12 protein-coding genes are annotated in these 16,447 nt (G+C 39.1%); 11 read left to right on the top strand and 1 reads right to left on the bottom strand.

Annotated elements, in window-relative coordinates:
* Positions 1–6 precede the first annotated feature (6 nt).
* The 8 genes from sdhA (at position 7) to sucD (ending at position 10,887) form a co-directional block, all read left to right on the top strand.
* Positions 7–1,842 (top strand): succinate dehydrogenase flavoprotein subunit, encoded by a 1,836-nt coding sequence (gene sdhA, locus H7R46_RS04005; protein ID WP_002116225.1) that lies wholly within the window; start codon positions 7–9, stop codon positions 1,840–1,842.
* Positions 1,843–1,856: 14 nt separating this feature from the next.
* Positions 1,857–2,567 (top strand): succinate dehydrogenase iron-sulfur subunit, encoded by a 711-nt coding sequence (locus H7R46_RS04010; RefSeq protein ID WP_002116292.1) that lies wholly within the window; start codon positions 1,857–1,859, stop codon positions 2,565–2,567.
* A gap of 283 nt (positions 2,568–2,850) precedes the next feature.
* On the top strand, positions 2,851–2,979 hold the full coding sequence (locus H7R46_RS04015; protein ID WP_002116082.1) for a hypothetical protein: 129 nt from the start codon (positions 2,851–2,853) through the stop codon (positions 2,977–2,979).
* A 157-nt stretch (positions 2,980–3,136) separates the two neighbouring features.
* The gene (locus H7R46_RS04025) at positions 3,137–5,977 is read left to right on the top strand and encodes a 2-oxoglutarate dehydrogenase E1 component (RefSeq protein WP_005064560.1); all 2,841 of its coding nucleotides are present in this window, start codon (positions 3,137–3,139) and stop codon (positions 5,975–5,977) included.
* Positions 5,977–7,173, top strand: a complete 1,197-nt coding sequence (odhB, locus tag H7R46_RS04030; protein WP_005064561.1) for a 2-oxoglutarate dehydrogenase complex dihydrolipoyllysine-residue succinyltransferase — start codon at positions 5,977–5,979, stop codon at positions 7,171–7,173. The genes H7R46_RS04025 and odhB overlap by 1 nt, the downstream gene beginning before the upstream one ends.
* Positions 7,174–7,234: 61 nt before the next feature.
* Positions 7,235–8,668: a dihydrolipoyl dehydrogenase gene (gene lpdA / locus H7R46_RS04035; RefSeq protein WP_002116053.1), complete on the top strand. Its 1,434-nt coding sequence runs from the start codon at positions 7,235–7,237 to the stop codon at positions 8,666–8,668.
* 147 nt (positions 8,669–8,815) lie between these two features.
* On the top strand, positions 8,816–9,982 hold the full coding sequence (sucC, locus tag H7R46_RS04040) for an ADP-forming succinate--CoA ligase subunit beta (protein ID WP_005064564.1): 1,167 nt from the start codon (positions 8,816–8,818) through the stop codon (positions 9,980–9,982).
* 14 nt (positions 9,983–9,996) lie between these two features.
* Positions 9,997–10,887, top strand: a complete 891-nt coding sequence (gene sucD, locus H7R46_RS04045; RefSeq protein ID WP_000114637.1) for a succinate--CoA ligase subunit alpha — start codon at positions 9,997–9,999, stop codon at positions 10,885–10,887.
* A gap of 410 nt (positions 10,888–11,297) precedes the next feature.
* Here sucD and trpS read toward each other — a convergent pair whose 3' ends face one another.
* Positions 11,298–12,311 (bottom strand): tryptophan--tRNA ligase, encoded by a 1,014-nt coding sequence (gene trpS / locus H7R46_RS04050; RefSeq protein WP_002116097.1) that lies wholly within the window; start codon positions 12,309–12,311, stop codon positions 11,298–11,300.
* 207 nt (positions 12,312–12,518) lie between these two features.
* Between trpS and H7R46_RS04055 the strand changes: the two genes are divergently transcribed.
* The 3 genes from H7R46_RS04055 to H7R46_RS04065 all read left to right on the top strand — a co-directional run bounded on the left by H7R46_RS04055 (position 12,519) and on the right by H7R46_RS04065 (position 16,115).
* Positions 12,519–13,448: a DUF808 domain-containing protein gene (locus H7R46_RS04055; RefSeq protein ID WP_005064567.1), complete on the top strand. Its 930-nt coding sequence runs from the start codon at positions 12,519–12,521 to the stop codon at positions 13,446–13,448.
* Positions 13,449–13,475: 27 nt separating this feature from the next.
* On the top strand, positions 13,476–14,375 hold the full coding sequence (locus H7R46_RS04060) for a neutral zinc metallopeptidase (RefSeq protein ID WP_005064570.1): 900 nt from the start codon (positions 13,476–13,478) through the stop codon (positions 14,373–14,375).
* Between the two features lie 237 nt (positions 14,376–14,612).
* Positions 14,613–16,115, top strand: coding sequence for a cation:proton antiporter (locus H7R46_RS04065; RefSeq protein WP_005064573.1), 1,503 nt, complete (start codon positions 14,613–14,615; stop codon positions 16,113–16,115).
* Positions 16,116–16,447 lie beyond the last annotated feature (332 nt).

The following is a 16,447-nucleotide window of genomic DNA, read 5'->3' on the forward strand; positions in this document are numbered from 1 at the left end:
GATATCATGGGCGCGATAACCCCTAAAGAAGATTATTCAAATATTCAAAACCTCACTTTCGATGCAGTTATCGTTGGTGGTGGTGGTTCTGGTATGCGTGCTTCTTACCAACTTGCTCAAGCAGGTTTGAAAGTTGCAGTACTTACTAAAGTTTTCCCAACACGTTCACATACAGTTGCTGCTCAGGGCGGTATCGGTGCGTCGTTAGGTAACATGCAAGAAGATAACTGGCATTTCCACTTTTACGATACGGTAAAAGGTTCTGACTGGTTAGGTGACCAAGACGCAATTGAATTTATGTGTCGTGAAGCACCAAAAGTTGTGTATGAACTTGAACACATGGGTATGCCGTTTGACCGTAACGCTGATGGTACAATTTACCAGCGTCCGTTCGGTGGCCACTCTGCGAACTATGGTGATAAACCAGTTCCACGTGCTTGTGCTGCTGCTGACCGTACTGGTCACGCATTATTGCACACGCTTTATCAAAGCAACGTGAAAATGGGTACTCAGTTCTTCGTTGAATGGATCGCGCTTGATTTGATCCGTAACGAAGCAGGTGATGTTCTTGGTGTAACAGCGATTGACCAAGAAACTGGTAATATCGCAGTATTCCAAGCAAAAGCGACATTGTTTGCGACCGGTGGTGCTGGTCGTGTTTACCGTGCATCAACAAATGCTTATATCAACACTGGTGACGGTCTTGGTATGGCTGCTCGTGCTGGTATTCCATTACAAGATATGGAATTCTGGCAATTCCACCCTACGGGTGTTGCGGGCGCAGGCGTATTGTTAACTGAAGGTTGTCGTGGTGAAGGTGCAATCCTTCGTAACAAAGACGGCGAACCGTTCATGGAACGTTATGCACCAACTTTAAAAGACTTGGCTCCACGTGACTTCGTATCACGTTCTATGGACCAAGAAATTAAAGAAGGTCGTGGTTGTGGTCCAAAAGGTGATTATATCTTACTAGATATGACTCACTTGGGCGCTGACACAATCATGAAGCGTTTGCCATCTGTATTTGAGATTGGTAAAAAATTCGCGAACGTTGACATTACTAAAGAACCAATTCCTGTAGTACCAACAATCCATTATCAAATGGGTGGTATTCCTACAAATATGCATGGTCAAGTGTGCTTACCTGAAGCAGGTACAGACAATTACACTAAACCTGTAAAAGGTTTCTATGCAATTGGTGAATGTTCTTGTGTATCAGTACATGGTGCAAACCGTTTAGGTACTAACTCACTTCTTGACTTGGTTGTATTTGGTAAAGCTGCTGGTGAGCACATTATCGACTACGTAACTAAGCATCATGGTGATGAATATGCACCACTTCCAACAAACGTATTAGAGCAAACTTTAGATCGCGTACGTAAATTGGATGAATCAACTTCTGGTGAAAATGCACAAGAAGTTGCTGATGCGATTCGTGATATCGTTCAAGACCACGCTGGTGTATTCCGTACTCAAGCTTTGCTTGATAAAGGTGTTAAAGAGATTCTTGCTCTTGAACCACGTGTGCGCAACATTCACTTGAAAGATAAATCTAAAGTATTTAACACTGCACGTGTTGAAGCGCTTGAAGTTGAAAACTTATATGAAGTTGCAAAAGCTACATTAATTTCAGCTGCTGCGCGTAAAGAGTGTCGTGGTGCGCATACTGTAGTTGATTATGAATTGCCAGCTGATCACCCAACTTATTCATACGGTCGCCGTGATGATGAGTGGATGAAGCATACTTTATGGTATTCATCAGATAACCGTTTGGAATATAAGCCAGTGCGCTTCAAACCGTTGACTGTTGATGCAATTCCACCAGCACCACGTACATTCTAATCGGGAGTATAAAGATGAGTAGAGGTACTCGTACATTCGAAATCTACCGCTATGATCCTGATAAGGATAAAGCGCCGTACATGCAAACTTTCAAGCTTGAATTGACTGATAAGCACCGTATGTTGCTTGATGCATTACTTGCTTTGAAGGTTCAAGATGAATCATTAACGTTCCGTCGTTCATGCCGTGAAGGTATTTGTGGTTCGGATGGTGTAAACATTAATGGTAAAAATGGTTTGGCTTGTTTATGGAATTTAAATGACCTGCCTGAGAAAATTGTAATTCGTCCATTACCAGGTTTGCCGGTTGTTAAAGATTTGGTTGTTGATATGAACCAATTCTATGATCAATATGACAAAATTCAGCCATTCTTGATCAATAACCAACCAGCTCCACCTAAAGAGCGTTTACAGTCTCCTGAAGAGCGTGAACACTTAAATGGTTTGTATGAATGTATTCTTTGTGCATGTTGTTCAACTTCATGCCCATCATTCTGGTGGAACCCTGATAAATTCTTGGGTCCTTCAGCATTGTTGAATGCATACCGTTTTATCATCGATTCTCGTGATACTGCTACTGCAGACCGTTTGGCTCGTCTTGACGATCCATTCAGTTTGTTCCGTTGTAAAGGTATTATGAACTGTGTGTCAGTATGTCCTAAAGGTCTAAACCCTACTAAAGCAATCGGTCACATCCGTAACATGCTATTAGATCAAGCGGGTTAATTCTGCACAAATAGAAAACGCGCATCCTTGATGTGCGTTTTTTTTTAATTTTATAATGTAAACTTTAGACTTTGGTCGAAAAGAGCGAGGATTTTATATATTGCACCATATATTAAAAGATAAAATCGCTTATGTATTTCGCCAATTTATAGGTGGTATGTGTCAAAAAAATCAATCGTTGTTTAAGAACATGATACGATTTGCCACAAAGTTATAGGTGAAAAAAGCGTATACTAGTGAAATTAATTTAAGTAGCACGATCTTAGATCTGTGCTTAATTTTTATGGTTAAAGTCATTTTAGAAAAGTTAATTTTAAAGTTAATTTTTCTAAAAAGATTTGCAAAAAATTGCTCGGTTTTAATCGAGTATAAGGTGAGTGATGATGCCATTGAGGGCGTTGTGATTCATTAATTACCTATGGAGTTTTCTCTCTAGGTAGTATGACGCCCCATGGTCTTAGAGACCTGTTGGGTAAGTAATGCCTTTTTTACCAATTTGGCATTATGCATCATGGGTGTGCTTAAAAGGCAGCCTGTAATATTTTTTGCAATAGGAAATGGGTCCACAAATGCAAGAAGTTGCTGACGCATTGCGTCTTGACACTGAACTTTCCGCTGATAGTGCAGCGTATATTGAAGAACTTTACGAGCAGTACCTGACTTCCCCAACCTCTGTAGCTGAGGACTGGCGCCAATATTTCGATAAATATCCAAAGGGTGACCAACCACACAGCGCTGTGCGTGAGCAATTCCTATTACTAGGACGTAATGCTAATCGTGTTCAACCTGTTGTACAAAGTACTGTAAGTACTGAGCATGAGCGTCGTCAAATTGGCGTTTTACAACTTATTGCTGCTTATCGTAATCGCGGACATCAAAAAGCTAAATTAGATCCATTAGGTCTTGCTAAGCGTGAAGAGATTCCAGATTTAGATCTTTCAGCTCACGGTTTAACCAAATCAGATTTAGACACTGTATTCAATACCGGCAATCTTGAAATCGGCAAAAGCGAAGCAACGCTTGCTGAAATGATTGAAGCAATGGAATCAATCTATTGTGGTTCGATTGGTGTTGAATACATGCATATCGTGGACACAAAAGAAAAACGTTGGATTCAACAACGTCTTGAAAGTGCCCGTGGTAAATTCAATTACACAAATGATCAAAAGAAAGGCTTCTTAGAGCGTTTAACTGCTGCTGAAGGTCTCGAAAAATATCTTGGTAATAAATACGTCGGTGCTAAACGCTTTGGTGTTGAAGGCGGCGAATCTTTTATTCCGATGGTAAACGAGATTATTCAGCGTGCTGGTGCTGTAGGTTGTAAAGAAGTTGTTATCGGTATGCCACACCGTGGCCGTTTAAACCTTCTTGTGAATATTATGGGTAAAAACCCTGCGGACTTATTTGGTGAGTTCGAAGGTAAATCAATTCATAAAAAAGGTTCTGGCGACGTTAAATACCACCAAGGTTTCTCAAGTAATGTAATGACTCCAGGTGGCGAAGTTCACTTGGCATTAGCATTTAACCCATCTCACTTGGAAATTGTTGGTCCTGTAGTTGAAGGTTCTGTACGTGCACGTCAAGTACGTCGTAGAGACATTGGCGGTGATGACGTTTTACCAGTTATTGTTCATGGTGATGCGGCATTTGCAGGTCAGGGCGTGAACATGGAAACCTTCCAGATGTCACAAACTCGTGGCTATACGGTTGGCGGTACAGTTCATATTATTGTGAACAACCAAGTAGGTTTCACAACTTCTGATCCTCGTGACGCACGTTCTACAGAATACTGTACAGACGTTGCTAAAATGATTCAGGCGCCAATTTTCCATGTAAATGGCGATGATCCTGAAGCTGTTATCTTTGCTACTCAATTAGCACATGATTTCCGTCACGAATTCCGTAAAGATGTTGTTATCGATTTGTTCTGTTATCGTCGTCGTGGCCATAACGAAGCAGATGAGCCATCTGGTACACAACCATTGATGTATCAAGTAATTGCGAAGAAAGCAACGACTCGTACACTTTATGCTGATCAACTTGTTCAAGAGAAAGTACTTGATCGTGCTGAAGCAGACCAAATGGTTGAAGATTACCGTTCTGATCTAGAAGCGGGTAATCATGTAGCAAATGCATTGATTCTTGAACCAAATACCAAAATGTTTGTTGATTGGACGCCATATTTGGGTCATGACTACACAGACGATTGGGATACTTCATTTGACTTAAATCGCTTAAAAGAATTAGGCGAGGGCATGAGCAAACTTCCTGAAGGGTTTGTAATGCAGCGTCAGGTTCAAAAAGTAATTGAAGACCGCGTAAAAATGCAAACTGGTGAAACTCCATTAAACTGGGGGGCAGCAGAAACTTTAGCTTATGCAACTTTATTAGATGAAGATTATCTAGTTCGTATTACTGGTGAAGACGTGGGTCGTGGTACTTTCTCACACCGTCATGCGAAATTGCATAACCAAGCTGATGGTTCAACTTACATTCCACTTTGTCATGTGAAAGAGAACCAACCACGTTTTGCGATTTATGACTCTCTTTTATCTGAAGAAGCAGTTCTTGCATTCGAATATGGTTACGCAACTACAATTCCTAAGAGCTTGATTATTTGGGAAGCACAATTTGGTGACTTCGTAAACTGTGCTCAAGTTGTGATTGACCAGTTTATTGCTTCTGGTGAGACTAAGTGGGAACGTGTTTGTGGTTTAACAATGTTGTTACCACACGGTTTCGAAGGTCAAGGCCCAGAACACTCATCAGCTCGTTTAGAACGTTTCTTACAGTTATGTGCTGAAGACAACATGCAAGTGATCACTCCAACGACACCTGCACAGATTTTCCATGCATTACGTCGTCAAGCTGTACGCCCAATTCGTAAGCCATTGATTGTAATGTCACCGAAATCTTTACTTCGTCATAAACTTGCTACTTCTACTTTAGAAGAGCTTGCAAATGGTTCGTTCCAAACTGTAATTGACGAAATCGATCAAATTAACAAGTCAGATATAACTCGTCTTGTACTTTGTGGCGGTAAAGTTTATTACGACTTACTTGAAAAACGTCGTGAACAGAACTTAACTAATGTCGCAATTGTACGTATTGAACAGTTGTATCCATATCCAGAGCAACGTCTTGCGGAAATCTTGGCTGCTTATCCAAATGTGAAAGAACTCGTTTGGGCACAAGAAGAGCCGAAGAACCAAGGCGCATGGTTATTTATTGCACCGCGTTTATATGACGATATCTTAAAATCTGGCAAACAAATCCGTATCAGTTTTGCAGGTCGTGAAGCTTCTGCTGCACCAGCTTGTGGCTCACCGTACTTGCATGCAAAACAACAAGCTCAGCTAATTAATGATGCATTGGCAATCGAAGCTGAACAATCAGGAGATTCTCAATAATGGCAACCGAAATTAAAGCACCGGTATTCCCAGAGTCTGTTGCAGATGGCACCATCGCAACTTGGCATAAAAAGGTGGGTGAACCTGTATCACGTGATGAAGTAATCTGTGATATTGAAACCGACAAAGTTGTTTTAGAAGTTGTTGCTCCTGCTGATGGTAGCTTAGTTGCAATCATTAAAGATGAAGGCGATACAGTTCTTTCTGACGAAGTTATTGCTCAATTTGAAGCTGGTGCTGGTGCAGCAGCGGCTGCTCCTGCAGCAGTAGAGCAAGCAGTTGCTCAAACTCAAGCTGGTGCAGCGCCTGTTGTTGAGCGTACAGAAACTGTATCTGATCAAGCTCCTGCAGTTCGTAAAGCATTAACTGAATCTGGTATTGCTGCTGCTGACGTACAAGGTACTGGTCGTGGTGGTCGTATCACTAAAGAAGATGTTGCAAACCATCAAGCTAAACCAGCTGCTAACGTTACTCCGTTAAGTGTGGCTGTTGGTGAGCGTATCGAAAAACGCGTTCCAATGACTCGTTTACGTAAGCGTGTAGCTGAGCGTCTTCTTGCTGCAACTCAAGAAACAGCAATGTTAACTACATTCAACGAAGTTAACATGAAGCCAATCATGGAATTGCGTAAGCAATATAAAGATGCTTTTGAAAAACGTCATGGCGCTCGTTTAGGCTTCATGTCATTCTTCGTTAAAGCAGCAACTGAAGCGCTTAAACGCTACCCAGCTGTAAACGCTTCAATTGATGGCGACGATATCGTTTATCACGGTTACTATGACATCGGTGTTGCAGTATCTTCTGATCGTGGTCTTGTTGTACCAGTATTACGTGATACTGATCGTATGAGCTATGCAGAAGTTGAATCTGGTATTGGTGCATATGCTGCTAAAGCACGTGATGGTAAATTATCTATCGAAGAAATGACTGGTGGTACTTTCACAATCACTAACGGTGGTACTTTCGGTTCGTTACTTTCAACTCCAATTTTGAATCAGCCACAAACTGGTATTTTGGGTATGCATAAAATCCAAGAGCGTCCTATGGCTGTAAATGGTCAAGTTGAAATCTTGCCAATGATGTATTTAGCACTTTCTTATGACCACCGTATGATCGATGGTAAAGAAGCTGTAGGTTTCTTGGTAGCAATCAAAGAATTGTTAGAAGAGCCAGCTAAACTCATCCTTGATCTTTAATTTCTTCGAATAATATTACCGAGGTAGAGTGATCCTCTATCTCGGACCATGGAGATAAACAATGTCTCAACAATTTGATCTTGTTGTTATTGGCGGTGGTCCTGGTGGTTATGAAGCTGCAATTCGCGCTGCTCAACTAGGTTTTAAAGTCGCTTGTATCGAAAAACGTATTCACAACGGTAAGCCATCTTTAGGTGGTACATGCTTAAACGTAGGTTGTATTCCTTCTAAAGCATTACTTGACTCTTCTCACCGTTACGAAGATACAGTACATCACTTAGCTGATCACGGTATCACTACAGGTGAAGTGAATTTTGATCTTGCTAAGCTTCTTGCTCGTAAAGACAAAATTGTTGACCAATTAACTGGTGGTATCGATCAATTGCTTAAAGGCAATGGCATTGAATGGTTAAAAGGTACTGGTAAATTACTTGCTGGTAAAAAAGTTGAGTTCGTTTCTCATGAAGGTGAAACTCAAGTTTTAGAACCTAAATACGTTATTCTTGCGTCTGGTTCTGTGCCTGTAAATATTCCAGTAGCTCCTGTAGATCAAGATATTATTGTTGATTCAACTGGTGCATTGAACTTCCCAGAAGTACCTAAGCGTTTAGGTGTAATTGGTGCAGGTGTAATCGGTTTAGAGCTTGGTTCTGTTTGGCGTCGTCTTGGTGCTGAAGTTGTTGTTTTTGAAGCAATGGATGCATTCTTACCAATGGCTGATAAAGCTTTGGCAAAAGACTACCAAAAACTTTTAACTAAGCAAGGTCTTGATATTCGTATCGGTGCTAAAGTTTCTGGTACTGAAATTAATGGTCGTGAAGTGACTGTTAAATACACTCAAGGCGGCGAAGAAAAAACTCAGACTTTTGACAAATTAATCGTTTGTGTAGGCCGTAAAGCTTATGCAGAAGGTTTATTGGCAGATGATTCAGGTATTAAATTGACTGAACGTGGTTTAGTTGAAGTAAACGATCACTGTGCAACTTCTGTAGAAGGTGTATATGCGATTGGTGACTTGGTTCGTGGTCCAATGCTTGCTCATAAAGCAATGGAAGAAGGTGTAATGGCTGTTGAGCGTATCCACGGTCATGCAGCTCAAGTGAACTATGACACAATCATTTCTGTTATCTATACACATCCGGAAGCGGCATGGGTTGGTTTAACTGAAGAACAAGCTAAAGAAAAAGGTCATGAAGTTAAAACTGGTCAATTCGGTTTTGCTGTAAATGGTCGTGCTTTAGCGGCGGGTGAAGGTGCTGGTTTTGTTAAGTTTGTTGCTGATGCAAAAACTGACCGTTTATTAGGTATGCATGTTATTGGACCTGCTGCATCTGATATCGTACACCAAGGTATGATCGCTCTTGAATTTGTATCTTCTGTTGAAGATCTTCAGTTAATGACATTTGGTCATCCAACATTCTCTGAAGTTGTTCATGAAGCTGCACTTGCTGTAGATGGTCGTGCAATTCACGCGATTCAACGTAAGCGTAAATAAAATAAAGAGCGGTTCTCCGCTCTTTTTCACATTCGATGGTGTGATTAAAAAAGCATCAAGGTGAAAGACGTAGACAGCAATTTGCATATGTAACATGAGAATGTTGCGCAAATTGAAGACAACAAACAAAGTTAAGTAGGTAACTAAATGAACTTACATGAGTATCAAGCTAAAGCGTTATTGAAAGAATATGGTATGCCAGTACAAGAAGGTATCTTGGCTACCAATGCAGACGAAGCAGTTGCTGCATTTGAACAGCTTGGTGGTAAATTCGCGGTAATGAAAGCGCAAGTTCATGCTGGTGGTCGTGGTAAGGCTGGTGGCGTTAAAGTTGCAAAATCTAAAGAAGACGTTATCGAATTTGCAAACAATATCATTGGTACTCGTCTTGTAACGTATCAAACTGATGCAAATGGTCAACCAGTAAACAGCATCATTGTTGCTGAAGACGTATATCCAGTTGAGCGTGAGCTTTACTTGGGCGCGGTTGTAGACCGTTCTAGCCGTCGTATTACTTTCATGGCTTCTACAGAAGGTGGTGTAGAAATCGAGAAAGTTGCGGAAGAAACTCCAGAAAAAATTATCAAAGTTGAAGTTGATCCATTAGTTGGCTTACAACCATTCCAAGCACGTGAAGTTGCGTTTGCTTTAGGTTTGAAAGACAAACAAATCAGTCAATTTGTAAAAATCATGACAGCTGCTTACCAAGCATTTGTTGAAAATGATTTTGCTTTATTTGAAATTAACCCACTTTCAGTTCGTGAAAATGGCGAAATTTTATGTGTAGACGCGAAAGTAGGTATCGACTCTAACGCGCTTTACCGTTTACCTAAAGTTGCTGCTTTACGTGACAAATCTCAAGAGAATGAGCGTGAATTAAAAGCATCTGAATTTGATCTTAACTATGTTGCTTTAGAAGGTAACATTGGTTGTATGGTTAACGGTGCTGGTCTTGCAATGGCAACTATGGACATCATTAAACTTTATGGTGGTCAGCCTGCAAACTTCCTTGACGTTGGTGGCGGTGCAACTAAAGAGCGCGTAATCGAAGCGTTCAAAATCATCCTTGCTGATACATCTGTACAAGGTGTTTTAATCAACATCTTCGGTGGTATCGTACGTTGTGACATGATTGCTGAAGCGATTATTGCAGCGGTTCAAGAAGTAAACGTAACTGTTCCAGTTGTTGTTCGTTTAGAAGGTAACAACGCTGAGTTAGGTGCTAAATTACTTGATGAATCTGGTTTGAAATTAATTTCTGCAAACGGCTTGTCTGATGCCGCAGAAAAAGTTGTAGCTGCAGTTAAAGCGTAAGGGGAGTATCAATCATGAGCGTATTAATTAATAAAGACACTAAAGTATTGGTACAAGGTTTTACTGGTAAAAACGGTACTTTCCACTCTGCACAAGCTTTAGACTACGGTACAAAAGTTGTTGGTGGTGTTACTCCAGGTAAAGGTGGTACTACTCACCTTGACTTACCAGTATTCAACACAATGAAAGAAGCTGTACGTGAAACAAATGCAGATGCATCTGTAATCTATGTACCAGCTCCATTTGTTTTAGACTCAATCGTTGAAGCGGTTGATTCAGGTGTTGGCCTAATCGTTGTGATCACTGAAGGTGTTCCAACAATCGACATGCTTAAAGCAAAACGCTACTTAGAAACTAACGGTAACGGTACTCGTTTAGTTGGTCCTAACTGTCCAGGCGTGATCACTCCGGGTGAATGTAAGATTGGTATTATGCCTGGTCATATTCACCAACCAGGTCGCATTGGTATCATCTCGCGTTCAGGTACATTGACTTATGAAGCTGTTGCTCAAACAACTAAGCTTGGTTTAGGTCAATCTACTTGTATCGGTATCGGTGGTGACCCAATCCCAGGTATGAACCAAATCGAAGCGCTTCAATTGTTCCAAGACGATCCAGATACTGATGCAATCATCATGATCGGTGAGATCGGTGGTACAGCGGAAGAAGAAGCTGCTGAATTCATCAAATCTAACGTGACTAAGCCTGTAGTAGGTTACATTGCTGGTGTAACTGCTCCTAAAGGTAAGCGTATGGGTCACGCTGGTGCGATTATTTCTGGTGGTCAAGGTACTGCTGAAGAGAAATTCGCTGCATTTGAAAAAGCAGGTATGGCTTACACTCGTAGCCCAGCTGAGCTTGGTTCAACTATGTTGCAAGTTTTAAAAGAGAAAGGTTTAGCTTAATCGCTTTACGCTGAATCTTAAAAAGCACCGCATCTGAAAAATGATGCGGTGTTTTTTTATTTATTAAAGAAAAATAAGAGTTTTTATAAGTATAGCTAATTCATAAATAAAATTTTTAGGCAAAAAAATACGCAATGATTGGGGTGATCATTGCGTAGAACAACGAATCTGTAAAAACAGTTTCGGTTTAAGGAGAAATGTCGAGAGGCTCATATGATGTAACCTACATAGAGGATAATAGATAAAGATAAGATATTCTTCATCGCTATTAGCGTTAATAAGTGTTACTTCACGTTAATAGGGTAAAAGCCTGTGAATGGCTATCAATACATTAGTAATTCTAAAAAATGAATATTATTGAATCTAATAAATAAAAAAAGCCCCGAAGGGCTTTTAGTTTTCAAAAAGGATTAAAATTTAAATAAACCTAAACCATCTTTAACTTCGTCTAAAGTCTGTTGAGTAATAAGACGGCACTTATCTGTACCTTGTCGTAAAACATCCATAATATAGTCAGGATCTTTAGCAAGTTCTTCGCGACGTTCACGAATAGGTGTAATTAACTCTTTTAAGACACCTTCAAGACGTTTTTTAACCGTACCATCACCAAGACCACCGCGACGATAGTGTGCTTTTAATTCTTCAACTTCTTCTTTATTTGGATCAAATGCATCTAAATAAGTAAATACAATATTGCCTTCAACTTGACCTGGATCTTCAATACGAAGGTGATTTGGATCGGTGTACATCGCATTAACAGCTTTTTTAATATCTTTATCAGAAGCATTTAAAACGATGGTATTGCCTAATGATTTAGACATTTTCGCTTTACCATCAAAACCAGGTAGACGTGCCATATTAGAAAGCAAAGCTTTACATTCAGGCAAAAGATCTTGACCGATTTGGCGATTTACTCGACGTACGATTTCATTCGTTTGTTCAATCATTGGAATCTGATCTTCACCTACTGGAACCACAGTTGCTTTGAAAGCAGTAATGTCAGCCGCTTGTGCAACAGGGTAGCAGAGGAAACCAGCTGGAATGTCACGCTCGAAACCACGCATTTGAATTTCAGATTTAATGGTCGGGTTACGTTCTAAACGCGCAACAGTCACGAAGTTAAGATAAAGCATTGTGAGTTCATTGAGTGCTGGTAAGCAAGATTGAACACAAATGGTAGTTTTTGTTGGATCAATGCCTACAGCTAAATAATCTAGAGCAACTTCTAGAATATTACGACGAACTTTATCTGGATTATCTGCATTATCTGTTAATGCTTGTGCATCTGCTAATAAGAGATGTTGATGATGGCTATCCTGTAAACCTACACGAGAACGCAAAGAACCGACAAAATGCCCAAGATGAAGTTGTCCGGTTGGGCGGTCGCCTGTCAAAATAATTGGACGCTGATCAACATTACTCATTATTTATTCCACTATCGTATTGGCTTAATCAGGGGTAGTAAGCCCTGTAATATAAAAGATTGGCATTATTGTACGGGAAATAAATTTTTTTCGTCAGCGATTGGGGAAACTTTTCTTAAAATAATATTGTGAATTTATTCAGTAAAATTACAGAAATTCAAAAAAATCATCTTACAATAGCTTAATAAATACAAACTTGGATAAGAAATGGCGAGTGGCTTACTTTTATTACTAGATGATATAGCAACAATTTTAGATGATGTTGCTTTAATGAGCAAAATGGCTGCCAAGAAAACTGCCGGAGTTTTAGGTGACGATTTGGCCTTAAATGCTCAGCAAGTAACAGGTGTGCGCGCAGATCGCGAACTACCTATTGTTTGGAAGGTGGCTAAAGGCTCATTTGTTAATAAGCTTATTTTAGTTCCTTTAGCATTGTTAATTAGTGTGATTGCACCTTGGCTTATTAATCCGTTATTAATGCTCGGAGGCTTATTTTTATGTTATGAGGGAGTAGAAAAAGTTCTTCATACGATTATGCATAAAAAAGCTTCTACATCAGAGGAAGCAAAAGCAGAGCTTGAAAATGAAGAATTAGACTTAGCAACTTTTGAAAAAGAAAAAATAAAAGGAGCAGTAAGAACTGACTTTATTTTATCGGCTGAGATCGTGGTGATTACGCTTGGTACAGTTGCTACAGCTACTTTAATGACAAAGGTAAGCGTTTTAAGTGTTATTGCTGTTGTGATGACGATTGGCGTTTATGGCCTAGTTGGTATGATTGTTAAGATTGATGATTTGGGATTATATTTAACAGAACAGTCGACCTCATTTAAACAAACTATAGGTCGAGGCCTATTAGCTTTTGCTCCTATTTTGATGAAATTACTTTCAATCGTGGGCACTATTGCAATGTTTTTAGTGGGTGGCGGGATTATTAATCATACGATTCCATTGCTTCATCACTTAACTGAAGACACAGTGGATCATGTGGAAACAATACCAGCAGTGGGTAACATCATTGGTGCTTTAATACCAACATTGATTAACTTTGGAATAGGACTTGTTGCAGGTGCAATTGTTCTATTAATTGTGAGCTTAATACAAAAAATGTGGCCTAAAAAAGCATCGGGTTCATGATGCCATTCTAAAAAGAAGAGGGAAATTATGCGCTGGAAAGGTCGACGAATTAGTAGCAATGTTGAGGACCGTCGAGGTGGTGGCGGTGTTAGAGCAGGCGGTATCAGTATTATTGGTTTGGTTGTTGCATTTGTTGCGTGGAAGTTCTTTGGTGTTGACCCACAGCAGGCTTATCAAGCAACGCAGCAAGTTACTGCTTCACAACAATCAAATGCAACTGCGCCAGAAAGTTTAACGGCCGAGCAAAAAGAAGCCTCGGATTTTGTTGGAACGGTTTTGGCTGATACAGAAGATACTTGGACCCCCATATTTAAACAGTTAGGTAAAAGCTATACGCCACCTAAATTAGTTTTGTTTAGTGGAATAGCTCAGTCAGGATGTGGCACAGCTCAATCTGCGATGGGGCCATTTTATTGTCCGGCAGACCAGAAAGTTTATATCGATACAGAATTCTTTAAAGATATGCGTCAGCAAATGGGAATTTCTGGTGAGCAGAACCAAACTGAGCTTTCTAGGGAAGATCAGGCAGGCGATTTCGCACAAGCTTATGTGGTTGCACATGAAGTAGGGCACCATGTTCAAACCTTGCTGGGTATTTCATCGCAAGTACAGCAAGCCCGTGCACAAGTCAGTCAAAGAGAAGGTAACCAATTATCTGTTCGTCAAGAATTACAAGCTGACTGTTTAGCGGGTATTTGGGCGAGTCATAATCAACAGCGAACTCAATTTTTAGAGCAAGGTGACATTGAGGAAGCGATGGATGCTGCTCAAAAAATTGGAGATGATTATTTACAGAAGCGTTCTACAGGTCAGGTTGTTCCTGATAGCTTTACTCATGGTAGTAGTGAACAGCGAATGCACTGGTTCCAAGTGGGTTTAAAAACTGGTGATATTAATCAATGCGATACTTTTAACAATCCAGTTTAAAATTTTATAGGATGAGTCTTGTTAAACATAATTTAATAAGCTCATCTTTTTTTCAGATCATAACTATAAATAATGTTAAGAAATTTAACAGATTGATAGATTGTTCAATCAATTCGGTAAACTTGTGTCCTAATTTCTGTTTTTTATGATTATGGCATAGTCATGTCAGCTTTTTATTAAGTTTGGTCGATCTAGCAAAGTTGTTTATTTGGTCGTTGACCCAGAAGAAGGGTGTTCATGGGTAATTTTTTTCTATTACAAGCTTTTACAGTGGTTTTTGCACTATCAATTGCAACCACGATCTTTAATAAGCGTATTTTAGGCTTTCCACAGGCGATTGGTGTTCCTCTGGTCTCAGCAATTTTTGTCTTTATTCTACAGTGGGGTGCCAGCCTACTAAATGGTAACCAGTTTATTACCATTAACATTCATAATATTGAAGAAGCAGTACGCCATATTGATTTTTATGATTTTTTAATTAATGGTGTTATTTGTTTTATTCTAACTTCTTCTGCACTCAAATTTAAAATTTCAGATCTAAAAAGTTATTGGAAACAAATTAGTATTTTGGCAACAATTGCCTTAGTGCTTTGCGCTGTATTGTTTGGCAGTTTACTCTATGGATTCCAATTACTTGTTGGATATCATGTACCAATTCTGGTGCTATTACTTTTAGGTGCAGCTTTAGGGGCAACAGACCCAATTGGTATTAAAGGTGTGCTTAGTTCGATTCGAGCACCACATCATTTAATTGTTAAGTTAGAAGGTGAATCATTATTTAATGATGCAATGTGTATTGCATTGTTTATGACTTTACTTAATGTTTTACAGGGTGAACATTTTTCATTAGTAGCGACATTAGAAGCTCTACTTTATGAAATTGTTGTCGCCGTAGGGATTGGTTGGGCATTTGGGGTAGGGGTGTTGCGTCTATTACGTGGTAAACACGAAATGGAGTCCCTGATTTTAACAACAGCTTTACTTGCAAGTGGAGCATATTTGGTTGCTTTGTTTGCACATGCATCAGCACCGATTGCTTGTGTAATTGGCGGTTTAATTGTTGGAAACAAATGGAAAGAAATACGAGAAGAGCGAGAGATTCAAGAAGTTAATCATTTTTGGCATACAGTAGAAGGAATCATTAACTCATTCTTATTTACTTTAATTGGCTTAGAGTTATTTATTCTTGATCTAAACTTTAGCCTGATTTTAGGCGGTATTGTTGCATTCTTTATTCTTCATATTTCTCGTTTTGCTGCCAACTTTATGGCTTTTGCGTTTTTCCCGAATATGCGGAAAATGAAAAGTTATAATGGTAGTTTAACTATTTTATCTTGGGGTGGGGTACGAGGAGGAATTTCACTTGCATTGATTTTGGCAGTAGCCAATATTCCCGCCTTAAGTCCCTATAGTAGTATCCTGATTGGATATACATTTATTAGTGTATTGTTATCAGGTATTGTGTGCGGCCTAGGCTTACCAGCTGTGATGAATGCTTTTTATTACAACCCCAACGAAGAAACTGAAGGCTTAAAAGGCTTTTATCAAAGGTTGTGCCATAAGATGAACCGAAGAGGTTTTCAGTATATTGTGGGGGAGGATGCGCTGGGTAGAGAAACAATCACCGTTTATAATCCAGATATTCTTGTAGACCAAAAAACTGAGGATGGAATTGCGACAATGCATGACCCGAATAAGTTACAAGAAGTAAAAAGATTTGAGAGTCCAGATAATTTCTAAATATAAATAGTTTTAAAATTTATAAAATATTTAAAAATGAGGTTTTAGTGTAATAGTAAAATATTACCTAAAGCCTTTTTTTTCTATATATCATTAATAATATATTTTATTTTATTAAGATATTAATAATTGTTATATGAATATTTTAATTAAATGATTTTTCAACAAATGGTAAATAGAAAAATAATAAATTTGTTTTATATATAAAACGTTTAACGTGATTTTTCATTAAATTAACATAAGAAAAACTTAACTAAGACTTATATATAATTTCTATTAATTAAAATTTTTTCTTTAGGTACTTTAGTATTTGTTTTTTTTATTTTAAAGTG

The sequence above is a fragment of the Acinetobacter sp. BEC1-S18-ESBL-01 genome, assembly GCF_014169935.1.
GTDB classification, from domain to species: domain Bacteria; phylum Pseudomonadota; class Gammaproteobacteria; order Pseudomonadales; family Moraxellaceae; genus Acinetobacter; species Acinetobacter pittii.